Raw genomic sequence first — 22,613 nt, forward strand, 5'->3', positions numbered from 1 at the left:
GGTGTTAGAGTTGGATGGCGAGTTCAACGCGCGTGCCGAAGTTAGGCTGGCTCGCGTTAAGATCATAGGCCCCAAAGCCATCAAGTATGATGGTCCCGCGCCGGCCTACGGCGAACGAGTAGCGAACGGCGCCCGCTGCGATGTCCTGCGTGAAGATGTCGGGCCCGCTGCCGTACGTGTATCGGCCGCCTGCTTCGAGGATCAACTGCTGCCGACGCGCCGTGCCGAAGAACATCTGGTAGCCGATGCCGCCGCCGACCGACTCGTCGGCCTGGTTGCCGAGCGCGGCGCCGTAGCGGCCGAGGCCGACGGCGGCGAAGAGCAATCCGGTCTGGCCGAGGGGCCCGCCGGCACCGGGACCGCGCGCCGCTGAGCGAAACTGGCCGATCCCGCCGAAGAGGTTTACGTAGACCCAGTTGTGGGTGTGGTGCGGGGTGAAGCCGAACTGGTTGTGGATGACCACGCCCGCTTGGTTAAACACGGTCTCTTTCCCGACGGGATACGAGCCTACGATGCGGAAAGTGTTATTGTACTCCCCGATCCGCTGCGTCGACCCGATCCCGGCGTACACCCCGTCGCCGGTCGAGTCATCGGCCAAGACGTACATCGCGTCGATCTCGATCGTCCGCTTGCGGGTGTCGGTCTCGGTGAACAGGCCGAAGAGAAGGGCCGAGTCGTCCATACAGTTCCCAAACGCGGCAGCACCCGCCGCGAATAGCTCGTCGCAGTCGCCGAACCCACCGCCGAGACTCGAGTGGCGGTTGACGTCGCCCCAGCCGAAGACCGCGGCGGCGCGGGTGTTGATGAGCCCGCCCATCCGCATGTTGGCTCGCGTCAGCCCGACCATGTCGAGGGCGTCCTCGTTGATGAGGAGGCCGTCCTGGAAGCTGAGTGGCTGCCGACCAACGGAGAGATAGTAGTCGAGGGGGCTGCTGTCATCCCAGTCGATTTTGGGGAAGATCTCGGCGATGTCGCCCTCGAAGAAGAGGGTGTTGATGCGGAAGTTCAGCTCTTCCTGGAAGTCGTCCGGCTCCTCCCCGTTCACGAGGACCGGAGCCCCGCCGACCTCATTGACAAGGGTGAAACTCGTGAAGCGGCCCTCCTGATTGAGCGGTGAGACCCCCGCGACGATCCGCTCAGTCGGCGTCAGGTAGAGGTTGCCAAAGAGGTCGAACCGGGCTACGGCCTCGGCTACCTGCCGATCTGCGACCCCATTTTCGATCCCCTGAGTGGCGGTGCGAATGGTGCCGAAGAGCATGAAGGCCGGCGTCCACACCGCGCCCGTCGGAAGCGTGAAGCCCTGGTTGATGTTGCCGGTGCCGAGGAACTTCGGTCCGAGTTCGAGGAGGGGCCGGGGCCGGTCAGGGATGTCAGCGAGCGGAATCGGCTCGTCCGAGAAGCGGCTGTTGCTGTCGCCGTGCCCGTCGCCGTGATCGTCCTCACCGTACTGTGCCCACGCCGGGCCCACGACGAGTAAGGATGCCAGAAATACCCACCCGAATCGAATGCCTTTGTTCATAGATCTACGCTCCTTACTCCGAATCGTTGATTAACCTGGTTCTGCCTCGACTCAGTTCGATACCGCGTCGTTGCCCCGTGAGGTGATCGTCGGCCCCGGAAGCCGCTGCTCGGACCACGTCGCCGACGGGCGTAGCTCCACGTCGCGGTCGTACAGCGTCAGCGCCCCTTCGACGATCCGATCCGCGACCGTCCTCGGCGACATGAAGTAGTCGAACCCCACGTGCTGGATCTCGTCGATGAGGTTGACCGGGACCATCTGCGCGATCAGCTTTACGTTGGCCTTGTAGGGAGGCCGGCTCCCGGCGAGCTCAGAGCGGCTCACCACGTACTCCGGCCATTCGCTGTGATTGGGGGGCAGTGTTTGTCGGTGCTTCCGCACGTTCGTAGGCCGGCCCAGCAGCACCGTCGAGCTCGTCGAGGGCCGCAGGAAGGGGAGCGGGCTCGGGGAGTAGTTGACGGCCAGCACCTGCTCGCGATCGCCGCCCCGGATCATCTTCGTGACGAACTTCGACTGCAGGTTGAAGAGGTACTTGTCGAGCGGGAGTTCGCCGTTGTGGACGTAGATCGAGTGGAGGTCGCGGACGTCCCCGTTGGGGTCGCGGTCGCCGGACTGGAAGACTACGCGGTCGTCGGCGTCGGTGACGGTAACCTGGAGGAAGACGAGCCGCTCGGCGTCGAAGCCGGTGGGGACGTTGTGTCCGTCAGTGCCGTTGCGAAACTCGACGTTGAAGGCGATCCCATCCGGCCCGGCCCGATCCACCTCCACATCACCCAGGACGTAGCCAGCGCGGAGCACGGCGTAGCGTTCCACGTTGATCTCGGCGAGCGCGGCGAAGTTCTCTTCCAGGACTTCGCGCGCGTCGTAGCGGTCGTCCGCCGTGGACCAGCGGGGCGGGAATTCATAGCCCTCTGGCACGTTGTCCTCGAACTCGTCTGTCCCCCACCCGGCCGCTACGTCGAAGGTGAGCCACTCGCGCATGGTCGCGAGGTCGTTCGCCCGCACGTTCTGCGGGAACAGGCCCGGGTGTATGATGGAGTGGTCCGGGCCGGCGAAGCGGTGGTTGGTCCGCTTGTCAATGGCCGTAGGCTTGCCACCGACAATCGCCGCCGGCCCCTGGTCGTAGCCTTTGTCCTCGCCGGGCACGCTGCCCATGTGACAGTCCTGGCACGAAACGCCGCGCTTCGAGGCCGGCGTGGCTTTGTATTCACTGAAGGCCTCCTCGAGCCGGAACCCGTTGACGAGGTTCACGTCGTGGCACGCCCCACAGAACGAGGACTCCCCGATCTGCTCGAACTGGATGGCTCCCGTGTGGATGGCCCGGCCGGAGGCACCGCGCTGCGTGTTCACGTTGAAGTCCGGATCGCCGATCACCCGGTCGAGTTCCGCCTCGCCGTCGGGTCCAAAGACCGGATCGAAGATGTCACCCTCGACAATCGCGAAGCGCCCGCTGATCTTGCTGTAGGCGTTCTTGACGCGGTGGCAGACGATGCAGGTGATGCCCTCGCGCGAGGTCGGATTCCGGTCCATGTTCGACATGAACACGTCCTCACCGAGGTTCATGCCCACCTGCGTGTGGCAGCGGATGCAGAAGTCACCGTTCGTCCCGTTCGTGAGTTTCACGATCGTCCCGTGCATCGCGTTGAAGACGGGGCTGAGCTGGGCGTAGGCGTGCGACGAGACGGACCACTCGCGGTACTGGTCTGGGTGGCAGGTCTGGCATGCGTTCGCCGACGGGAAGCGCTCTTCGAGCAGGAGCACGTTGTGCGCGGAGTCCGCGATCTGCTGCACGAGCGCCCGGCCCCGGATTGATCCCGACTCGGCGTCCAACCACGCCCGCAGCAAGCTCGACGGCATCGGCTCGTCGTCGTCCCCTCCTCGAAGGAGACGCGTCTCGACGCCCGAGGCAGTAGCACGCGCCGGGACGACGTCTGACACGAGGAGCGCCTGGACTTCGCCGGACCCCGCCGTGTTGGACACGAGCTCAACAGGCTGTGGCGCGACGAAAGCCCAGAGGAGGACTAAGGCCGGGATGCCAGCGAGGAGGAGCAAGGAGGAGGCGGAGAGCCATCGGCTCAGGCTATCGAACGTTCGTTTCATTGGAGCAAGCGTGGGTGCTGAAAACTGTGCGTCACGGAGCTACGGGATCGGCTAAAACAGAGGTTATTGAAGCCACCTCCAATCTGTTGTCTTTCCGCCGTTAACGCTTGGGAAGCCACAGGCAAATATGTGGTAAAAGAGTGGACTTTTCAACTTCTTTGCAAAATTAAGTAGGAACAAAAGGCAATAACGCTGCCTCCTCCCTTTAGGTAAACGCAAACAAAGCGCTCTGGGGATCGAGCCTACGCCACCCAATCATACCTAACCCCCACAAACCTCCCATCCGGCGAAGAAAGACAGACAAAATCCACTCCACCGCGTCCCAGCCCACTTTTCAATAGCACTTCGCCACCCGGCGGGGTGCTATTGTCGTAGATGACGGGTAGACTCCGATCGCCCCGACTCCTTTTCCACCGGCACGACTCCCGGTGAACACGGCGACCTCTTCCTTGCCCGCCCTCCTTTCCGACCCGATGACGATTACGCTCCCCGACGGCTCCGCCCGCGACCTCCCCGTGGACGCCTCCGGCTTCGACCTCGCCCAGTCCATCTCGTCCGGCCTCGCCCGCGCCGCCCTCGCCGTGAAGGTGGACGGCGAGGTGCGCGACCTCCACCGTCCCCTCCCCGACGGCGCGACGGTCTCCATCCTCACGTGGGACGATCCCGAAGGCAAAGCCGCATTCTGGCATTCCTCTGCCCACCTCCTCGCCGAAGCGCTCGAAGCGCTTTACCCCGGCGTGCAGTTCGGCATCGGTCCGGCGATCGAGAACGGGTTCTATTACGACGTGGACCTCAGCGGCACCGATCACCCGACGCTCTCCTCTGCCGACCTGGAGCAGATCGAGGCGAAGATGAAGGAGCTCGCGAAGCAGGACAACCGCTACGAGCGCCGCGACGTCTCGAAAGCTGAAGCGCTCGACTACTTCACCGAGAAGGGCGATGGCTACAAGCTCGAACTCATCGAGGAGTTGGAGGACGGGACGATCACGTTCTACCAGCAGGGCGGCTTCGTCGACCTCTGCCGCGGACCGCACATCCCGAGCACGAAGCCGATCAAGTACCCCAAACTGCTCAACATCGCCGGGGCGTACTGGCGCGGCGACGAGTCGCGCCCGCAGCTCACGCGCATTTACGGCGTGAGCTTCCCGAAGCTCTCGATGCTCGAAGAACACCTCGAACGACTGGAGCTGGCGAAGCAGCGCGACCACCGCAAGCTGGGGCGCGAACTCGGCCTGTTCATGTTCTCGAACAAGGTCGGCCCCGGCCTGCCGATGTGGCTGCCGAAGGGGACGACGCTGCGCGAGACGCTCGTGGACTTCCTCAAAGAGGAGCAGCTCCGGCGCGGCTACCAGCCCGTCATCACCCCGCACATCGGGCGGCTGGAACTCTACAAGACGAGCGGGCACTACCCGTACTACGCCGAGAGCCAGTTCCCCCCGATGTTCGAGGATCGCGCCGAGGCCCGACCCCAGGACGCGAATGCTCTCGTCGCCGACGACGGGCGTGAGGGCTACCTCCTCAAGCCGATGAACTGCCCGCACCACACGCAGATCTACGACCACGTCCCCCACTCGTACCGCGACCTCCCCGTCCGCCTCGCCGAGTTCGGGCAGGTCTACCGCTTCGAGCAGTCCGGCGAGCTCGGCGGGCTGACGCGCGTGCGCGGCTTCACCGTCGACGACGCCCACATCTTCTGCACGCCCGAGCAGGTGAAGGCCGAGCTGAAGGACGTGATCGAGCTCACGCTGAAGGTGTTCAACGCGCTCGACTTCCACGACTACAAAGCGCAGGTCTCGCTCCGCGACCCGGCCAACACCGAGAAGTACATCGGCGGCGACGAGCTCTGGGACAGCGCCGAGCAGTCGATCCGCGAGGCCGCCGCCGAGATGGGGCTCGACACCGTCGAGGAGATCGGCGAGGCCGCGTTCTACGGGCCGAAGCTCGACTTCATGGTGAAGGACGCGCTGGGGCGAGAGTGGCAGCTCGGCACGGTGCAGGTGGACTACAACCTCCCCGAGCGCTTCGACCTGACGTACACCGACGCCGACGACGCGAAGCGCCGTCCGGTGATGATCCACCGCGCCCCGTTCGGCAGCCTGGAGCGGTTCATCGGCGTTCTCATCGAGCACTGCGGCGGCAACTTCCCGACGTGGCTCGCGCCCGTGCAAGTCGCCGTCCTCCCCATCTCGGACGAGTACAACGGCTACGCCCGCGACGTCGCCGCGACGCTCCGCTCCGCCGATCTCCGCGTGGAGGTCGACGACCGGAGCGAGAAGGTCGGGCGGAAGATCCGCGACGCCGAGGTGCAGAAGACGCCGTACATGCTCATCGTCGGGGCGAAGGAGCGCGAGGCCAGGGCCGTCGGCGTCCGCCGCCACGGCGAAGGCGACCGCGGCGCCCTCCCGACCGCGGACTTCGTGGACTCCGTCCGCGCCGAGATCGCCGAGCAGCTCGGCCAGTAGGACCGGGCGAAGGGATGCCGGCGGCGGGGCGCCACGGGTTCGGCCGAACCCGTGGCGCCCCGCTGCGTTTCTGCCCCGAACCCACCTGCCCCTGCCCCCATGCCCGACGCCGCCCCGACCTCCACCTACGACCTCACCCCGCTCCGCGGCGAGGCGCGCGACCGCGCCGCCGACGCCGCCGGCCTCGACGCCGAGGAGCGCCGCATCCTCCTCGATCACGGCACCGAACGCCCCGGCTGCGGCCTCCTCCTCGACAACAAAGAAGACGGCCTCTACGCCTGTCGGCTGTGCGGCCTCCCGCTCTTCGAGAGCGGTTCGAAATTCGAGTCCGGCACCGGCTGGCCCAGCTTCTTCCAGCCCGTCCACCCCACCCACGTCCGCGCGATCCGCGATGTCTCGCACTTCATGGTCCGCACCGAGACGCGCTGCGCACGGTGCGACGGCCACCTCGGCCACGTCTTCCCCGACGGCCCCCCGCCGACCGGGAATCGCTACTGCATGAACTCGGCCGCGCTGGAGTTTTTCCCCGAAGGCACCGAGCCCGAGCAGCGCACCGCCGACGCCCCCACCGGCTAGCCCGGCCGCACCGAGATCGCCGAGCCAATCGGGCAGAAACAACGTAGGGGCGCAGCATGCTGTGCCCCTACGCCTTGTACCGGGTATCAACGCCCACTTACGGCCGGTCCGTCGGCGAGAGCTTGCGGTGGCGGATGTCCACGCCTTCGATGAGGAAGACCACGGACTCCGCGATGTTCTTCGCGTGATCGGCCACGCGTTCGATCCCCTTGCTCATCGTCACGAGGTGGACGAGGGCCTCGGTATTGTCCGGGTTCTCTTTCGCGAGCTCGACGAGGGTGTCGATCGTCTCCTCGTGGAGCCGGTCGATCTCGAGGTCGTGCGCGATGACCTTGCGGGCGAGCACGCGGTCGCGCTTCACGAAGGCGTCCTGCACCTCGTGGAGGATGCGGCGGGCGGTGTCGGCCATCTCTGCGATTTTCGTCCGGTCCAGGAGGTCCGAGCAGCCCGAGACAAACGGGGTGTTCTTCGCGAGGTTCTTCGCGTGGTCGCCGATCCGTTCGAGGTCGGTGTTGACCTTAACGGCCGTGATGATGAGCCGGAGGTCGACGGCGACGGGCGTGTGGAGGGCGAGGATCCGCTCGCACTGGTGGTCGATCCGAAGCTCCAGCGCGTCCACCTCATCGTCGCGCTCGCGGACGCGCTGGGCGAGGTCGAGGTCGCACGTGCTCAGGGCGTTGATGGCGTCGGCGAGCTGCTCGTCGACGACGTTGGACATCTGGACGAGGAGGTCCCAGAGGAGCTGGAGTTCATCGTCCAGGGGGCGATGGGTCTTCATAAGTTCGGCGTAGCGCTTGCGTGTGGGAGGGAGAGATGCGCTCGGGCGGGGCCGGTCCACAGGGTACACCGCGTGAGGGGAAAAGTGTCCAACTGCCGCCGGCCTATCCGAATAAATCAGCCGGAGCCGGCTCAGCCGAAGCGCCCGGTGATGTAGTCCTCGGTCCGCTGGTTGTGGGGGCGCGTGAAGAGCTCGTCGGTCCGGTTGGCCTCGATCAGCTCGCCCATGTAGAAGAACGCCGTCTCATCGCTCACGCGCGACGCCTGCTGCATGTTGTGCGTGACGATGATGATGGTGTAGTCCTTCTTCAGCTCGCGGATCGTCTCTTCGAGCTTCGCCGTGGCAATCGGGTCGAGCGCGCTCGCGGGCTCGTCCATCAGCACGACCTCGGGCTTGACGGCGAGCGTCCGTGCGATGCAGAGCCGCTGCTGCTGGCCGCCGGAGAGGCCGTAGGCCTGCTCGTCGAGCCGGTCCTTCACCTCGTCCCAGAGGGCGGCCTGGCGGAGGCTCTCCTCGACGCGCTGATCCATGTCGCCCTTGAACCCGTTGATCTTCGCGCCCCACGCCACATTCTGGTAGATCGTCTTGGGGAACGGATTCGGCTTCTGGAACACCATCCCGATCCGGCGGCGGACGACGACGGGGTCGGCGTCGTGGTAGATGTCCTGCCCGTCGATCGCCACGACGCCTTCGAGCCGGGTGTCGGGGATCAGCTCGTTCATCCGGTTGATGCAGCGGAGGAGTGTGCTCTTGCCGCAGCCGGAGGGGCCGATGAAGGCCGTCACCTCGTTCGTGGGGATGTCGAGCGAGATGCCCTTGAGCACCCTCTTCTCGCCGTACCAGAACTCGACGTCCTCGATCTTGATTTTCGGGTCCACGGTGGCCGTGCGGTCGGCGGACTTCGCGGCGCGCTGGACGGGGGCAGCGCCGTTCGCGGCGGGCTGCGCCTCCGCTTCCTCGCGGATCGTCTCGGGCGTGCTCGTCTTGTCAGGCATGAGGGGGGATTCGGTCATGGGATCGGGAAGCAGCGGCGCGGCTACTGCGCGCGGTAGCGCTCGAAGCGGTTGCGGAGGAGGATGGCGCTGAGGTTCATCACGAGGAGCAGCACCATCAGCACGATGATGCCCGCCGCGGCGAGCTCCTGAAACTCGGCCTGCGGGCGCGAGGTCCAGTTAAAAATCTGGATGGGCAGCACGGTGAACGAGTCCATCACGGACTCCGGCAGGAACGCCACGAACGTGAGGGCGCCGATCATGATGAGCGGGGCCGTCTCGCCGATCGCGCGGCTGAGCGAGAGGATGACGCCCGTCAGGATGCCCGGCGCGGCGATCGGCAGGAGGTGGCTCCAGATCACCTGCCACCGCGTGGCGCCGAGGGCGTAGGCGCTCTCGCGGACGCCCTGCGGCACGGCCCGCAGCGCCTCCTGCGTCCCGATGATCACGACGGGCAGGATCAGCAGCGCCATCGTCATCGACCCCGCCATCAGGCTCCGGCCGAGCGCGAGGAAGCGCACGAAGAGCGCGAGCCCGAGGATCCCGTAGAGCACCGACGGCACGCCCGCGAGGTTGGCGATGTTGATCTGCACGAAGCGGAAGAACCAGTGCCGCGGCGCGTACTCCTCCAAGTACACCGCGCTCGCGATCCCGATCGGCACCGAGAGCAGCGCCGTCAGCCCGATCATCCACAGCGAGCCGACGAGCGCCGACTTCACGCCCGCCTCCGCCGGGAAGCGCGACGGGTAGTTCGTGAGAAACGACCCGCTCAGCCACGGCCACCCCGTCACGACGATATCGACGAGGAGTGTCACGAGCACGACGATGCCGAAGAGCGTCGCCGCGAAGAGCAGCGATGACACGACGAGCCCCGTCCGGCGCCGCGCGCCGACGCGCTCGTTGAACTCCAGTTCCGGCTGTGTCAGCGTAGCCATCAGTAGCGCTCCTGGTATTTCCGGATGACCGCGTTCGCGGCGAGGTTCATCGCGAACGTGATGAGGAAGAGGACGAGCCCGACGGCGAAGATGCTCTTATAGACGATGCTCCCCTGCGCCGTGTCGCCGAGCGAGACCTGCACGATGAACGCCGTCATCGTCTGGATCGAGTCGACGGGGTTGAGCGTGAGGCGGGGCGTCGCGCCGGCGGCGAGCGTTACGATCATCGTCTCCCCGATCGCGCGGCTGACGGCGAGGATGAACGAGGCGATGATGCCGCTGACGGCGCCGGGCACCATCACCCGCGTCACGACCTCCACCTTCGTCGCGCCGAGGGCGTAGGCCCCGTCGGCGAGCGAGCGCGGGACGGCGCGGAGGGCGTCCTCGCTCAGCGACGCCACCATCGGGATGATCATCACGCCGACGACGAGCCCGGCCGAGAGCGCGTTGTACACGCTGAGCCCCGGCACGAAGGTCTGCAAGAGCGGCGTCACGAACGTGAGCGCGAAGTAGCCGTAGACGACGGTCGGCACGCCGGCGAGCAGTTCGAGGCTCGGCTTGAGCCACTTCCGCACGGCGTCGGGCGCGTACTCCGCGATGTAGACCGCGCTCGCGAGCCCGACCGGGAGGGCGAGGAGCGCCGCGATGACGGTCACGAGGAGCGTCCCCGAGAGGAGGGGCCAGATGCCGAAGTTTTTGTCGACGAACTGCGGCGTCCACTCCGTGTCCGTGAAGAACTCCACGAACGACACCTCGGCGAAGAACCCGATCGACTCCCACACGAGGACGCCTGCGATCCCGAGCGTGGTGAACACGCTGATGAGCGCGCAGAACCCGAGCACGTACTCAATGGCGCGCTCCTTCGGGCTGCGGAAGAGGTTCGCCTTCAGCCCGACCGGCGGTGTCGCGTCGGGCCGGGCTGGGTCGAGGCCGGCGAGGGGATTCTGTTGCTGAGCAGGGTCCATCGGTCGGGAGTGCGGGAGTGTGGGGATATGGGAGTGATTGGGGTTCAGGCTTGAGAGACTCTCACACGTCCATACCCCACAAACTCCCACACGCTCTTTCACATCGCGGTCGTGTCGGCCATCGTCGTGTCGGCGGGCATCGCGTCGTCCATCGGCATCGCATCGCCCTGCTCACGGCGGAGGAGCTCTTCGAGCGTGATCCCGACGGGCGCGCCGTTCTCGAAGAGGGTCCCCGTCGTGCCCGTGCGGAAGCGCTCGAGCGCGAGTTCGTACGCTGCGTCGGTGAGCGGGACGTAGCCGACTTCGCGGACGAGTTCGGGCGCGTTCTCGAGGTAGAACTCGACGAAGGCGTTGATGGCCGGGTCGTTCGCACGGGCGGCGTTGACGTAGATGAACTCGGGGCGGGCGAGCGGCTGGTACGTCCCGTTGCCGACGGTCTCGAGCGTGGGCTGGACGCAGCCCTCACCGTTCGACGGATCGCCGTCGTCGAGGCCGAGGAGCTTGAGGCGGCTGGCGTTCTCCTCGTAGTAGGCGAGGCCGAAGAAGCCGAGGGCCTTGGCGTCGCCGGCGATGCCTTGGACGAGCACGTTGTCGTCCTCGCTCGCGGTGAAGTCGGAGCGGCTGGCCCCGCTCTCGCCGCCGACGGCCTCGGTGAAGTAGTCGTACGTCCCGCTGTCGGTGCCGGGCCCGTAGAGCGCGATCTCCTGGTCGGGGAAGCCCGCGCGGACCTCGCTCCAGTTGTCGATCTCGGAGCCGGGCGCCCAGATCCGCCGGAGCTCGTCGATGGTCAGGCAGTCCACCCAGTCGTTGCCGGGGTTCGTGACGACGGCGATGCCGTCATACGCCACGGGGAGCTCGATGAACTCGATACCGGCCGCGCGGGCCTCTTCGAGCTCGGAGGGCTTGATCGGACGCGAGGCGTCGTTGATGTCGGTCTCGTCGCGGATAAACTTCGCGAAGCCGCCGCCGGTGCCGCTCACGCCGACCGTGACGCGGACGCGGGGCTCGGTCTGCATGAACTCCTCGGCCACGGCCTCGGTGATGGGGAAGACCGTGCTGGAGCCGTCGACGCGGACGGCGCCGGAGAGCGCGTCGCCGTCGGCGCCTTCGCGGGGCTCGCTGCCGCAGCCGGCCAGCAGGCCGAGCGCGACGGCGCACGTGAAGACCAGAGAGGGAAAGCGGGAGGAACGGGTCATGGGAGGAGTCGGAAAGGTGGGAGAGACGGGCACCGCGGGCGGCGCGGAGGAGCTAGAAATCGAAGCGGAGGGTGAAGCGGCCCTGCACGTCGGCCGTGTCGACGTCGTCGTCTTTGACGAGGAGCACGTTGGGCATCATGCGGACGCCTTCGTGGGGGCGGAATACCACGGCTGCGAGGCCGAGCGTCGTGTTCGCCGTGCCGATGCGCGGCAGGCCGCCCTCGGGCTCGACGAGCCCCTCGCGCTGGACGAGATCGACGCGCCCGACGACGCCCCACTCCGGCGTGAACCAGACGTCGCCGAAGAGGCTGCCGCCGAACGATACGGCGTCGTCGACACGCTCGAACGTGGCGAGCTCGTAGAAGCCCTCCGCGCCGATCCGCCACCCGTCGGTGAGGTAGCCGGCCACGGCCGAGAAGACGAGCTGGTTCTCGCGCGGCCCGTCGTACGCTGCCCAGTTGCTCGCGACCGCGGCGATGATGTTCTCGGTCGGGTAGAATTCGAGCTGGCCGTAGACGCGCTTGTACTCGTCGTCCTCGGGGAACACGGTGCTGTTGTTGCCGACCATGACGCCGTACCGGACCTTGTCGGAGCCGAGCGGGCCGTTCGCGCGGACGCCGAAGTCGCGGGACGAGACCACCCTGTTGAGGTCCAGGATCGTCTTTTCGAGGCCGCGGTAGACCCAGACTTCCTCGGCCACCTGGAACGCGGGCGGCGGCGTGACACCCATCCGCAGGGAATGCCCGCCACCGACCTTCCAGTTGAGGAAGAGGTCTTTGACGTAGGGCTGAGGCCCCTTCGGCCCGAAGGTGCCGGCCTCCGCGTCGAGCCGGGCGCGGGCGCTGAACGCGTCCGAGATCTTGGCATCGGTGGTGACGCGGAAGCGGCGGTAGGTGAACCCGTTCAGACCCTCCTCCTCCTCGTCGGGCGAGGCGATCTGGTAGTAGTAGTCGATGAAGGCCTGCCCGCTGATGCGGATCTCCGTCTGCGCGTGCGCAGGGCGGACCGATCCGAGGAGCGCACACCCGAGGAGGGCGCACGCCGCGAGCCCGGCCAGGCGCGTGCGCCCGATCGTTGCATTCGTCATACGTGGGAGAGTTTGGCGACCTGGTTGTGGGAGGGAGAAGTCGGACGGCCAATACTGCCCGGCCTCACCAGGGTGGCCGTGCGGATACGACACACGACCAACGTGCACAAACTAGGAGGCCGCGCTGAGGTGCATGTTACCGGTACGTTAAGCCTCCGTCGTCCCACCCCTCCCTACGCCCTCCAAACAGCCCTTCACGCCGATTCCACGACGGGACGAAAGAGGCTCACGACGGTCTGCCCGTACGCCCGGCTCATCTCCAGCGCCGGGTGCGCATCGAAGCCGACGTTGTCTCCGTGCTCGAGGACGAGGAGGCCTTCGGCGGCGACGTGCGGGAGGATGAGGTCCGGCAAACGCTCCAGCGCGTCGAGGTCGTACGGCGGGTCGGCGAGGACGAGGTCGTACCGCATGGCAGGCTCCACCGCCAGGAAGCGGAGGGCGTCGGCGCGGTGGAGCGAGCAGCGCGCGGCGACGCCGAGCGCGTCGGCGTTCTGCCGGATCGTGCCGAGCGCCGCGCCGCCCTGCTCGACGAACGTGGCCGAGGCCGCGCCCCGGCTCAGGGCTTCAAGCCCCAGCGCCCCGCTCCCGGCGAAGAGGTCGAGCACGCGGACATCGTGCAGCGCGACCCGGCTCTGGAGGAGGTTGAAGATGGCCTCGCGCGTGCGGTCCGTCGTCGGCCGCGTCGGACCTTTCGGCGCGCGGAGCCGGTGCCCCCGAAACGTCCCGCCGATGATGCGCATGAGGGGAGCAGGATGGGGTGAGAGGCTGGGTGCGTGGGAGAGACGGGGCCCGGAGTGGCTTCGACGCTGCGGCCGGCGACGCCCTCAATCTCCCGAACCCCCGCAGTTCTACACGCGCCCTGTGCTACCGCAGCAGGGAGCCGATGACGGGGGCGTAGGCGGCGAGCGCGAACGGGTCCGACCCGCCGTGGGCCTGGCGGAACACGGCGAGCGGGTTCAGCGCCTGCGCTTCGATACCGAGCAGGTCCTCGACGCCCGAGAGCGTCGCGGGGTCCGCGTCGTCGCCGTAGAGAAAGAGGTGCTGGACGTCGTCGGGCGCGACGCCGAGCCGGTCGAGCAGCACCGCCCCGAAGTAGGCGCCGTCTTCGAGCGCCCCGGCCTCGGCGTGGTGGCCGAAGTGCCACGTCTCGCCCCGGCACAGGGCGTACTCCGTCCGGTCACCGTAGACGCCGAGCGCGAGCGCGAACGCCGGCTCTGCTTCGGTGTGATTCCGCAGGAAGTGCCCCACGACGGCCGCCGCGGCGCCCGTCGAATCGACGAACTCGTGCGCGCGTGCGCCTTCCTCCGAGGCCGCGCTGAAGTCCCGCGCCACGTGCTCGACGCGGGCATGGACGGCATCGGGAAGCCGGAGGACGTGGTGCCAGTGCGTCTCCCGCCCGTCGGGCAGCGCCTCGATCCGCACCGGCGTCGCCTTCACGCGGACGGGCCGCGCGACGCTCGCATCGGAAAGCATCGCGGCCTCCTGCCGGAGCTGCTCGAACCGCTCCGACGGCGGCATCCCCGCCGGGAGCGGCGAGAAGAACGACGTGCAGTTCCACGGGTGGACGACGGCGCGGAGCACCTCAGCCTCCGACCCGTCGAAGATCTCGCGGACGGCCGTCGTCACCGTGTCGAGGTGCATCGGCCCGACGAGGCTGAGGAGCGCTTCGGCGACGTCGAAGTCGAAGTCGCACGCGCCGAGGCGGACGAGCCGGCGCGGCGGCGCTCCGCCGTTGGGGCCGCGCGGGCCGACTTCGATCTCGGCGTAGCGCATGACCCCGCCGTAGAGCTCGATGCCGGCGCGGAAAGTCGGTCGGTCCATGCCCCCTCGGTCGTTGCGCCCTACTCCCAACTCGCGGCGTTGAGCATGCCCGCCGCGCGCGTCGGGTCGTCGGTGCCGATGAAGTCGCTCGAGGCGGGGTCTTGGAGGAGGTAGACCGCGACGCCCGTGCTGTCGTCGCGGGCGACGGTGAGGTCGAAGCGCTCCCCGCTGCGCGGCGAGAACGGGAGGGAGTCGGCGATGAACGACTCGCCCTCGGCGAACTCGAAGATGCTGTCGCGCTTCGCGACGAAGAGCGAGTCCGTCTTGATGATGGTCACGACGGAGTCGAGCGTGGTCGGGAAGCGGCCGTACTCCCGCTCGTAGCTCCGCATCGCGTCGCGGATGTACCCCATCCGCTCGCGGGTAACCTCGGTGAGCTCCTGCTCGCGCTCGAAGATCTCCTGCGGTCCCCGGATGCTGCGGTAGAGCAGGTAGCCGAGCACGACGATCACGATCGCGAGAACGATCTGAAGGACGGTGCGGACCGTGTCATTCGCCAGAATTGCCATTGCGCGAGGAGCCCTTGTTGGGTGTGGGTGAACCCCGAAGCGGGGAGGAAAGGAGCGGTCCGGGTGGGTAGGGTATCGCAGGAGCGCCGGCGCAAAATACTCGGCGGCTTTCGCAAAAAGCAACCGGACGCCGCCGAACGCCAGAGCGTCTTCCGGCACGCCTACCCGTGAAGACACGCCCCGCCGTCGCAGGTTGCCCCCGAGCCGGGATTTGCCGCTCGTATCTTGCCCCACCGCGCCGAACTCGCCGCGCGCCGCACTATACATTCACACGATCCGGCCCGATGCACGCCGCCAAAACAGCGCTGAGCGTCAACCTGAATAAGGTGGCGCTCCTCCGCAACGCCCGCGACCTCGACGTGCCGAGCGTGGAGCGCGCCGCCCGCACCTGCCTCGACGCGGGCGCCGACGGGCTGACGGTGCACCCGCGTCCGGACCGCCGCCACATCCGTCCGTCCGATGTCGTCGCGTTGGCCGAACTCCTCGCGGACACCGACGCCGAGTTCAACATTGAGGGCAACCCGTTCGCCGGGGCAGAGAGCGGGTATCCGGGCTTCGTCGAACTCGTGGCTCGCGCGAGCGACGCCGGCGGTGTGGCGCAGTGCACGCTCGTTCCGGACGCGCCCGGCCAGCGGACCTCGGACCACGGGTGGGACCTCGGCCGCGACGGCGACCGCCTCCGCCCGCTCGTCGAGCGGCTCAAAGGCTACGGCTGCCGCATCAGCCTCTTCATGGACGCCGACGCCGACGCGATGGCCGCTGCCGCTGCCGTCGGAGCCGACCGCATCGAACTCTACACCGAGCCCTACGCCCAAGCCTTCGCGGACGGCGACGCCTCGGCCTCGCTCGCGCGGTTCGCCGCCGCCGCCGAGGCCGCCCACGCAGCCGGGCTCGGCGTCAACGCCGGGCACGACCTCAGCCTCGACAACCTCGGCCCGTTCGTCGCCGCCGTCCCGCACGTGCTCGAAGTGTCGATTGGCCACGCCCTCACGGCCGACGCCCTCTGGCTCGGGCTCGACGCCGCCGTTCGCGCGTACCAGCGCGTCCTCCGCGACGTCGCCGTCGCCGCCTGACCTCCCGCCTCTCCCCTCCCCCGCCATGTCCGACGAATCCCCCGCCCTCCCCGACGACCTCCCCGACGCCGAGCCCGACGCAGCCGAGCAGGCAACCGACGCGACGCCCGAGTTGCCCGACGCTGAGCCCGCGTTCGCCTTCGACCCGGCGACGCACCGGAGCGGCTACGTCGCGCTCGTCGGCCCGCCGAACGTGGGGAAGTCGACGCTGATGAACGCGCTCGTCGGGCAGAAGCTCTCCATCGTCACGGCCAAGCCGAGCACGACGCGCCACCGCGTCCTCGGCATCCTCTCCGGCGACGACTACCAGGTCGTGTTCCTCGACACGCCCGGGATCGTCCGCCCGCAGTACCGGCTCCACGACGCGATGATGCACGCCGTCGACTTCGCCGTCGCCGACGCCGACGTGCTGCTCTTTATGGTGGACGCCTCGCACCACGGCGTGCCCGACAAGGCGCTCGAAAAGATTGCCGAGCGGCCCGCGCTCCTGCTGCTGAACAAGATCGACCTCATCGCTCAGGAGGAGGCGCTCCCGCTCGTCGAGCGGTTCACCGCGCTGCGCGCCTTCGACGCCGTCATCCCGATCTCGGCCCAGAAGGGGTTCAACCTCGACACCCTCCTGGAGCAGATCCTGCAGCGGCTCCCGCAGGGCCCGCCGTACTACCCGAAAGACCAGCTCTCCGAGCACCCAGAGCGGTTCTTCGTCTCCGAGATCATCCGCGAGAAGATCTTCGATCTCTACCGCGAGGAGATCCCGTACTCGACGCAGGTGAACATCGTGACCTACGAGGAGCGGCCCGGCAACAAGGACTTCATCGACGCCGAGATCGTGGTCGAGCGCGACACGCAGAAGGGCATCATCATCGGGAAGGGCGGGAGCGGGCTGAAGCGGCTCGGGCAGACGGCGCGACGGGACATCGAGGCGTTCGTCGGCAAGCCGGTCTACCTCCAACTCCACGTCAAAGCGCGCGCCGACTGGCGCAACCGCGAGGGCTTCCTCCGCTCGTACGGCTACAACGTGTAGCGCTCATGCGAGCGTAAAACAGAGCCCTTCTGCGACGGCGGTCCGGTACGCCGCCGGCACGTCGCTCGCGGCGATCGTGTGGTGCTCCCACGCGCGGCGCTTGGGATAGGTCTTGCGGAGACGGTGGAAATATGCGCCCCGCTCTTCGGCCGGTTGGTCGAGGAAGGCGCGCATCCGGGCGTCGTCGGCGCGGAGGTCATAGGCCTGCCGGGCGACCGCGTCGAGCCACGCCGTCTCCCCGAGGCCGGGGTCGGGAGGGCGAAGCGCGACCGGGCCATCGGCGGCGAGCACCACGTCGGCATCCCACGTCGGCGGCGCGCCGAGCCAGTCGGTGAGGGCATCGTAGAGCATCGCCGTGCCGCGCACTTTCCCGTCGAACGAGTAGCCCGCGATGTGCGGCGTGGCAATCTCGGTAGAACGGAGGAGCGCGTCGTCGGGCGTCGGCTCGTTCTCCCACACGTCGAGCACCGCTCCACCGATGGCGTCGGCTTCGAGCGCGTCGCGCAGCGCGGCGTTGTCTACGACGGCCCCGCGCGAGGCGTTGAAGAGGAACGCGCCCGACCGCATCGCGGCCAGCTCGTCCAGCCCGATGAGATGATGCGTCGAGTGCGGACCCAACCGCGTGAGCGGCGTGTGTAGCGTCACCACGTCCGCCTCCGCGAGCACGGTGCGCATCGGCACGAAGTCGTGCGCCCGCCCCGCCGCCTCTGCCGCTTCGGCGAGGGGCGGGTCGCACCGGAGCACGCGGACGCCGAGGGCCGGCAGCCGGGCCGCGAGCCGCCCCCCGATGTGTCCACACCCGACGACGCCGACTGTCCTATCGCGCAGCGCGCTGTCGCTCTCGGTATACACCGCCAGCAACGCCGCGCACACATACTCCACGACCGACTGCGCGTTCGAGCCGGGGGCGTGCGCGAACGCGATTCCGCGCTCCTTCAGGTAGGCGTGATCGACGTGGTCGGTCCCGATCGTCGCGCTCCCGACGAAGCGGACCGGACTGCCGTGCAGCAAGGTTTCGTCGACGCGCGTGACGCTTCGCACGAGCAGCGCGTCCGCCTCGGTGACCGCCCGCGAATCGATCTGCTGGCCTGGGAGGAGGGTCACGCGGCCGATCCGCCCGAAGACCTCCTCGGCGTGCGGGATGTTAGCGTCGGCGATAATGCGAAAGGGCACGGGGAGATGGCGGATTGCAAGGGAAGGATGGGCCTGCTGAAGCTACGCCGAGCCCGTACACCCCGTAACTTTTGGCATCACAGAAGAGTACACCTCTCGGCTTAATCAAATATCAATCGGGGTTCTCTCGTTTTCACACACGGATCCGAGGGATGCACCCTACTTTGGGTACTGATACGGGGCGCGACCGTCTAAACGATGCGTTTAGCCCCGATTCCTTGAGCCAGTGCGCCTCCCATTTTTCGCCGCACGTTTTTTGGCAGGGTATTGGCTTTGAGTTGTTTTTAATCTTTAGTCCGTCGGCGGCGGTCCGCCCCCCACCTGCAGCAGGGGCCGCGAACGCTCGCCGTTCTCTCTGACCAACCTGAATCGCTACTATGGAGCCTTTCGCTAACAAGAAAGTGATCGGTGCCGCCGGCGTCGTCCTTTCCGTGTTGCTCCTCGCGCTCTCGTTCGTTTTCAACACCGTGGACCGGGATGTCCTGGCCGAGTCGATGCCCGCTGTAGATGCGGCCCCGCTCACCCAAGAGGTCTCCGTCCGAAGCGCGGAGTTCGCAAGCGAAGCCGTAAAAGACGACGTGCTGTGGCTGGCGCGCTGCATCTTCTCCGAGACGAAGCGGCCCGACGAGCAGGAGCTCGTCGCGTGGGTCGTCCGCAACCGCGTCGAGACCGGCTACCGGGGCCGCCGCAGCTACCGCGACGCCGTCCTCGACCCGTGGCAGTTCAGCGCCTTCAATAGCAACAGTCCGAAGCGGGGCTACTACTCCAACCTCGACTTCGACTCGAAGCCGAAGGGGTGGAAAACGGCTCTTTTCATCGCGTATGACGTGCTGCACGCCCCGGCTTACGAGCGCCCCTTCTCCAACAAGACGCGCCACTTCTACAGCGAGCGCTCGATGAAGGGCACGCTCAAGCCAGACTGGGCCGGCGGCAAGCGGCCCGTCTCTCTCGACCGCGAGATCGACCCCAGGCGGTTCCGATTCTACGCCGGCGTTTCCTAAAACGGATCGCCCCGTTCGTTAGCCCGATTTTCTTCGCAGGGCGCGCCTCCTCCGGCGCGCCCTGCGCTGTTTTACGGGGACCGATCGCATAGGGACCACGGGCGCGGCCGGGCGGTATCTTCCCCCCTCCCTCGCTTACTCCCCGCTCCCATGCCGCGCCGCTTACTCACGTTCCTGCTCGCCCTCGGCTTCGTCGCACTCACGGTCGTCCTCGTGGCCGGATGCCTCCGCACGACGGAACGGACCGGGGGGACCTCGGTCTCGGGCCCTGTGCCCAGCATAGAGCAGAGCGGGGAGCTCCCGCAGGCGGAGGGCCTCCGCATCGCCACCTTCAACACGGAGTTCCTGTTCGACGGGCTCGACAAGGAGGGGCAGGCTAGCTTCGCGTGGAAGGGCGATCCGGCCCTCGCCCGCGCGCACCGCGACTCCGTCGCCCGCGTGATCCGCGCGATCGACGCCGACGTGCTGATGCTTCAAGAAGTCGAGAACTTGGAGACGCTGGAGATGCTGATCAGCGAGTCTCTCGCCGACCTCGGCTACACGGCGTACCTCGTCAACGGGCAGGACAACTTCACCGGGCAGGACGTGGGGCTCCTCTCCCGCCTCCCCGTCGACGAGGTCGGCCGGACGAACGAGCGGGTCAAGGTCGGGACGACGGCGCAGCAGTACGGCGTCAGCAAGAACCTCTGGGCCCGGCTCGACCTCGGCGGCGTCCCGACGACGCTCATCGGCGTGCACTTCCTCGCGCGGCCGGACGACGTCGAGCGGAAGCCGCGCCGCGAGGCGCAGGCCGAGGTCATCCGCCAACTCGTCGTCCAAGAGATGATGTCCGGCCGCGCCGTCGCTGTCCTCGGCGACTTCAACGACTTCGACGACGCCACGCCCGACCGCGCCGGCAGCTCGCCGATTACGAACGTGCTCGCGACCATCAAGGACGCCGGGCCCGGCACTCAGGACGACCTCCGCAATGTCGCCGCCGAAGTCCCGCAGCGGGACCGCTACACCGCGTTCTGGGACCGGAACCGGAACGACACGATCGACCCCGGCGAGTTCTCGTCGCTCGACCACATCCTCCTCTCCCCTCGCCTCTACGACGCGCTGCGCACCGTCACCTTCGCGCACATCCACGACCCGCGCTTCGTCTCCGACCACTTCCCCATCGTCGTCACGCTCGACCTCGCGGGCGGGCTTGGGACGCGCTGAGCACGCACCCTAGCCTGCCGGTTCGACGCGCGCCGCTCTGAACGGCCGGGCAGGGAGCGACGCGCAGGCACGGCTCGGGACGATTTAGTGCCGCCGCCGTGGGGAGTGGGACCCATCGCGGCGCGGGATCATTTAACCCGTCCCATCTCTTCTCTCGCAGCCTGCCCCTCCCCCTATGGCCAACCCTCCCAACACGACCTCCCAACCGGACGACCTCTGGGCCCGCGCGATTGACGGGGACCGAGACGCGTTCGAAGAAGCCATCGCTCCGCACCACGACACGCTGATGGAGGCCGCGCGCCGCAAGGTCGCCGCGCGCATCGACGCGGGCGAGCTCCGCGAGGGCGCCCTCACCCCGGAGGAGCTCGTCGGCGAGACGATGATCCGCGCGTTCGACCACCGCGAGAACTTCGAGCCCGACCAGATGAGCTTCCGCGCGTGGCTCGTCGGCATCCAGTACCGGACGCTGAACCGGCTCATCCGCGACGAGCACAGCTACGACGACCAGAAGGCGCTCTCGCTCGACGCCGAGGTCCCGACGAACGACGACTACGACGCCGTCGAGGAGAGCTTCTACGAGTTCCGCCAGCCCTTCGACGTGACGACCTACGCCGAGATGATCCCGAGCCGGCAGCCGGGTGACGTCGAGATCGACCCGCGCAACCAGGCGCTCACGCAGCAGGAGCGGGACTACCTCGACGCCAGCGGGCTCCCCCCCGAGCACCGCCACCTCGTCGAGTTCCACGACGAGTTCGAGCTCTCGCTCTCCGAGGTCGCGCAGATCATGGAGTACTCGCTGCGCGACACGGCCGAGGCCCTCGGCGAAGCCCGCATGCACGTCCGCCACTACATCGGCTCGACGGACGTGGACGACGTGGCCGAAGACGAGCCCATCGACAGCTACACCGGCGAGCCCATCCGCCAGAACCCGTCCTACCCCGACACCTCCACTGACTCCGACAACGACACCGCGACCCGAGCATGAGCAACGCCCTGACCCCCGAACTCCGCGACTCCCTCATCGCTGAACTCGAAGAGCGCACGACCTCCCCCGGCTTCCACTACCTCGACGCCGCCCACCTCACCGAACTCGCCGCGATCGAGAGCGCGGAGGCCCCCGTGCTCTCCTTCTTTATGGAGCTCACGCCGGAGATGCGGGTGAACGACTCGTGGACGATCACGTTCAAAGACCTCGCCCGGCAGGCCCTCGCCCACTCCAATGGCCACTACGATGATAAGACCGTGCAGCGGGAGCTCGACCGCGTCGAAGCGGCGTTGCGGCAGGGCATCCCACGCACGGGGCGCGGGCTCGTGTTCTACGCCTGCGAGGACATCGGCCTCTTCCGGCAGTTCGGCGTCGCCATCACGCTCCCGAACACGGTGTACGTGGACCGGCGGCCCTACGTCCGCCCCCTCGTCCGCGTCCGCGACGAGCACGACCGCTTCGGCATCGCCCTCCTGAGCCAGAAGCAGACCCGGTTCTTCTTCAGCCAGATCGGCCTCGTCGAAGAGGTGTTCGAGCTCGAGGGCCGTGAGATCCTCACCTCCGACTACCAGAGCAAGGACCAGCGGCAGGACAAGCAGACGGAGTATCGGAAGGAGCAGGCCAAGCGCGCCGCCCACGCCTTCGAACTCCTCGCGCAGAAGCTCGACATCCGCCACCTCATCTACGCCTGCCCGACCGACATGGAGGCCCCGTTCCTCGACAGCCTCGACCAGCGTACGCGGACGCGGATCGCGGCCAGCTTCCAGTGCGACATCAACGCCACCTCGGCGGAGATCGCAGAGAAGGCCGAGCCGATCCAGCGCGAGGTGGAGGAGCGTGAAGAGCTCGAAACCCTCGACAAGGTGCAGTCCCTCCTCACGACCCGCGCCGTCGCCGGGCTCGACGACACGCTGGACATGCTGAACCAGCAGCGCGTGATGACCCTCCTCCTCGACGACGAGCACCAGATCCCGGGCGGGCTCGACCGCGAGACGGGCATGCTCACGACGCAGACCGAGGGCACGCTCGACGCGACGGGCAACGAGGTCTTCCCCGAGAGCGACCTCTTTGAGATCATGCTGGAGCGCGCGCTCGAACAGGGCGCCTCGCTCGAGCTCATCCGCAGCGAGGCGGCCCGCGCCCGGATGCAGGACCTCGGGCCCGCCGCGGCCCTGCTGCGCTTCTAGCGCTGGCTCACGCCCTACGGTTTCAGA

The 22,613-nt window shown here is 67.7% G+C and carries 20 protein-coding genes; 8 read left to right on the forward strand and 12 right to left on the reverse strand.

The annotated features are described in order from the left end of the window. Positions 1-4: 4 nt before the first annotated feature. Both ABJF88_17615 and ABJF88_17620 read right to left on the reverse strand, forming a co-directional pair. A complete protein-coding gene (locus ABJF88_17615) occupies positions 5-1,519 on the reverse strand; it encodes a hypothetical protein (protein ID MEP0548758.1) in 1,515 nt (504 codons plus the stop codon). A 51-nt stretch (positions 1,520-1,570) separates the two neighbouring features. Next, on the reverse strand, positions 1,571-3,619 hold the full coding sequence (locus tag ABJF88_17620; protein ID MEP0548759.1) for a multiheme c-type cytochrome: 2,049 nt from the start codon (positions 3,617-3,619) through the stop codon (positions 1,571-1,573). A gap of 473 nt (positions 3,620-4,092) precedes the next feature. Between ABJF88_17620 and thrS the strand changes: the two genes are divergently transcribed. Beyond that, positions 4,093-6,081: a threonine--tRNA ligase gene (gene thrS / locus ABJF88_17625; GenBank protein ID MEP0548760.1), complete on the forward strand. Its 1,989-nt coding sequence runs from the start codon at positions 4,093-4,095 to the stop codon at positions 6,079-6,081. 99 nt (positions 6,082-6,180) lie between these two features. Then, positions 6,181-6,657 (forward strand): peptide-methionine (R)-S-oxide reductase MsrB, encoded by a 477-nt coding sequence (msrB, locus tag ABJF88_17630; GenBank protein MEP0548761.1) that lies wholly within the window; start codon positions 6,181-6,183, stop codon positions 6,655-6,657. A gap of 97 nt (positions 6,658-6,754) precedes the next feature. Here the strand turns inward: msrB and phoU are convergent, their stop codons facing one another. From phoU to ABJF88_17675, 9 genes are all read right to left on the reverse strand, one after another. After that, positions 6,755-7,435: a phosphate signaling complex protein PhoU gene (gene phoU, locus ABJF88_17635; protein MEP0548762.1), complete on the reverse strand. Its 681-nt coding sequence runs from the start codon at positions 7,433-7,435 to the stop codon at positions 6,755-6,757. Positions 7,436-7,566: 131 nt separating this feature from the next. Continuing rightward, positions 7,567-8,448, reverse strand: a complete 882-nt coding sequence (gene pstB, locus ABJF88_17640) for a phosphate ABC transporter ATP-binding protein PstB (GenBank protein MEP0548763.1) — start codon at positions 8,446-8,448, stop codon at positions 7,567-7,569. Between the two features lie 23 nt (positions 8,449-8,471). After that, positions 8,472-9,362: a phosphate ABC transporter permease PstA gene (gene pstA, locus ABJF88_17645; protein MEP0548764.1), complete on the reverse strand. Its 891-nt coding sequence runs from the start codon at positions 9,360-9,362 to the stop codon at positions 8,472-8,474. Then, on the reverse strand, positions 9,362-10,327 hold the full coding sequence (gene pstC, locus ABJF88_17650) for a phosphate ABC transporter permease subunit PstC (GenBank protein ID MEP0548765.1): 966 nt from the start codon (positions 10,325-10,327) through the stop codon (positions 9,362-9,364). Before pstC ends, pstA begins: the two co-directional genes overlap by 1 nt. Before the next feature lie 98 nt (positions 10,328-10,425). Next, entirely contained in the window at positions 10,426-11,523 is a 1,098-nt protein-coding gene (locus tag ABJF88_17655) for a PstS family phosphate ABC transporter substrate-binding protein (GenBank protein MEP0548766.1), read from the reverse strand. Positions 11,524-11,575: 52 nt separating this feature from the next. Beyond that, positions 11,576-12,610: a hypothetical protein gene (locus tag ABJF88_17660; protein ID MEP0548767.1), complete on the reverse strand. Its 1,035-nt coding sequence runs from the start codon at positions 12,608-12,610 to the stop codon at positions 11,576-11,578. 194 nt (positions 12,611-12,804) lie between these two features. Beyond that, the gene (gene rsmD, locus ABJF88_17665; GenBank protein ID MEP0548768.1) at positions 12,805-13,350 is read right to left on the reverse strand and encodes a 16S rRNA (guanine(966)-N(2))-methyltransferase RsmD; all 546 of its coding nucleotides are present in this window, start codon (positions 13,348-13,350) and stop codon (positions 12,805-12,807) included. A 124-nt stretch (positions 13,351-13,474) separates the two neighbouring features. Then, entirely contained in the window at positions 13,475-14,431 is a 957-nt protein-coding gene (locus ABJF88_17670) for a hypothetical protein (GenBank protein ID MEP0548769.1), read from the reverse strand. A gap of 20 nt (positions 14,432-14,451) precedes the next feature. After that, entirely contained in the window at positions 14,452-14,940 is a 489-nt protein-coding gene (locus tag ABJF88_17675) for a hypothetical protein (GenBank protein MEP0548770.1), read from the reverse strand. Between the two features lie 284 nt (positions 14,941-15,224). On the opposite strand from ABJF88_17675, the gene ABJF88_17680 reads away from it, so the two are divergent. Further along, the gene (locus tag ABJF88_17680) at positions 15,225-16,013 is read left to right on the forward strand and encodes a pyridoxine 5'-phosphate synthase (GenBank protein MEP0548771.1); all 789 of its coding nucleotides are present in this window, start codon (positions 15,225-15,227) and stop codon (positions 16,011-16,013) included. Between the two features lie 25 nt (positions 16,014-16,038). Next, positions 16,039-17,037, forward strand: coding sequence for a GTPase Era (gene era, locus ABJF88_17685; protein MEP0548772.1), 999 nt, complete (start codon positions 16,039-16,041; stop codon positions 17,035-17,037). 3 nt (positions 17,038-17,040) lie between these two features. On the opposite strand, the gene ABJF88_17690 is transcribed toward era, so the two are convergent. Beyond that, positions 17,041-18,210 carry a 4-phosphoerythronate dehydrogenase gene (locus tag ABJF88_17690; GenBank protein MEP0548773.1) on the reverse strand — a complete coding sequence of 390 codons (1,170 nt, stop codon included), beginning with the start codon at positions 18,208-18,210 and terminating at the stop codon, positions 17,041-17,043. A gap of 377 nt (positions 18,211-18,587) precedes the next feature. Between ABJF88_17690 and ABJF88_17695 the strand changes: the two genes are divergently transcribed. The 4 genes from ABJF88_17695 (at position 18,588) to ABJF88_17710 (ending at position 22,586) form a co-directional block, all read left to right on the forward strand. Next, a complete protein-coding gene (locus tag ABJF88_17695) occupies positions 18,588-19,211 on the forward strand; it encodes a hypothetical protein (GenBank protein ID MEP0548774.1) in 624 nt (207 codons plus the stop codon). A gap of 150 nt (positions 19,212-19,361) precedes the next feature. After that, on the forward strand, positions 19,362-20,414 hold the full coding sequence (locus tag ABJF88_17700) for an endonuclease/exonuclease/phosphatase family protein (protein MEP0548775.1): 1,053 nt from the start codon (positions 19,362-19,364) through the stop codon (positions 20,412-20,414). Positions 20,415-20,589: 175 nt separating this feature from the next. Further along, the gene (locus ABJF88_17705) at positions 20,590-21,399 is read left to right on the forward strand and encodes an RNA polymerase sigma factor (protein MEP0548776.1); all 810 of its coding nucleotides are present in this window, start codon (positions 20,590-20,592) and stop codon (positions 21,397-21,399) included. Next, complete coding sequence (locus ABJF88_17710; GenBank protein ID MEP0548777.1) at positions 21,396-22,586, forward strand: peptide chain release factor 1; 1,191 nt, start codon at positions 21,396-21,398, stop codon at positions 22,584-22,586. Before ABJF88_17705 ends, ABJF88_17710 begins: the two co-directional genes overlap by 4 nt. Positions 22,587-22,613: the final 27 nt, after the last annotated feature.

Source organism: Rhodothermales bacterium, assembly GCA_039944855.1.
In the GTDB taxonomy this organism is placed as follows: Bacteria; Bacteroidota; Rhodothermia; order Rhodothermales; family JANQRZ01; genus JBBSMX01.

Coding starts and splice junctions, on each gene's coding strand:
- ABJF88_17615 (MEP0548758.1), bottom strand. CDS start 1,519: ATGAACAAAGGCATTCGATTCGGGTGGGTATTTCTGGCATCCTTACTC.
- ABJF88_17620 (MEP0548759.1), bottom strand. CDS start 3,619: ATGAAACGAACGTTCGATAGCCTGAGCCGATGGCTCTCCGCCTCCTCC.
- thrS (MEP0548760.1), top strand. CDS start 4,093: ATGACGATTACGCTCCCCGACGGCTCCGCCCGCGACCTCCCCGTGGAC.
- msrB (MEP0548761.1), top strand. CDS start 6,181: ATGCCCGACGCCGCCCCGACCTCCACCTACGACCTCACCCCGCTCCGC.
- phoU (MEP0548762.1), bottom strand. CDS start 7,435: ATGAAGACCCATCGCCCCCTGGACGATGAACTCCAGCTCCTCTGGGAC.
- pstB (MEP0548763.1), bottom strand. CDS start 8,448: ATGACCGAATCCCCCCTCATGCCTGACAAGACGAGCACGCCCGAGACG.
- pstA (MEP0548764.1), bottom strand. CDS start 9,362: ATGGCTACGCTGACACAGCCGGAACTGGAGTTCAACGAGCGCGTCGGC.
- pstC (MEP0548765.1), bottom strand. CDS start 10,327: ATGGACCCTGCTCAGCAACAGAATCCCCTCGCCGGCCTCGACCCAGCC.
- ABJF88_17655 (MEP0548766.1), bottom strand. CDS start 11,523: ATGACCCGTTCCTCCCGCTTTCCCTCTCTGGTCTTCACGTGCGCCGTC.
- ABJF88_17660 (MEP0548767.1), bottom strand. CDS start 12,610: ATGACGAATGCAACGATCGGGCGCACGCGCCTGGCCGGGCTCGCGGCG.
- rsmD (MEP0548768.1), bottom strand. CDS start 13,350: ATGCGCATCATCGGCGGGACGTTTCGGGGGCACCGGCTCCGCGCGCCG.
- ABJF88_17670 (MEP0548769.1), bottom strand. CDS start 14,431: ATGGACCGACCGACTTTCCGCGCCGGCATCGAGCTCTACGGCGGGGTC.
- ABJF88_17675 (MEP0548770.1), bottom strand. CDS start 14,940: ATGGCAATTCTGGCGAATGACACGGTCCGCACCGTCCTTCAGATCGTT.
- ABJF88_17680 (MEP0548771.1), top strand. CDS start 15,225: ATGCACGCCGCCAAAACAGCGCTGAGCGTCAACCTGAATAAGGTGGCG.
- era (MEP0548772.1), top strand. CDS start 16,039: ATGTCCGACGAATCCCCCGCCCTCCCCGACGACCTCCCCGACGCCGAG.
- ABJF88_17695 (MEP0548774.1), top strand. CDS start 18,588: ATGGAGCCTTTCGCTAACAAGAAAGTGATCGGTGCCGCCGGCGTCGTC.
- ABJF88_17700 (MEP0548775.1), top strand. CDS start 19,362: ATGCCGCGCCGCTTACTCACGTTCCTGCTCGCCCTCGGCTTCGTCGCA.
- ABJF88_17705 (MEP0548776.1), top strand. CDS start 20,590: ATGGCCAACCCTCCCAACACGACCTCCCAACCGGACGACCTCTGGGCC.
- ABJF88_17710 (MEP0548777.1), top strand. CDS start 21,396: ATGAGCAACGCCCTGACCCCCGAACTCCGCGACTCCCTCATCGCTGAA.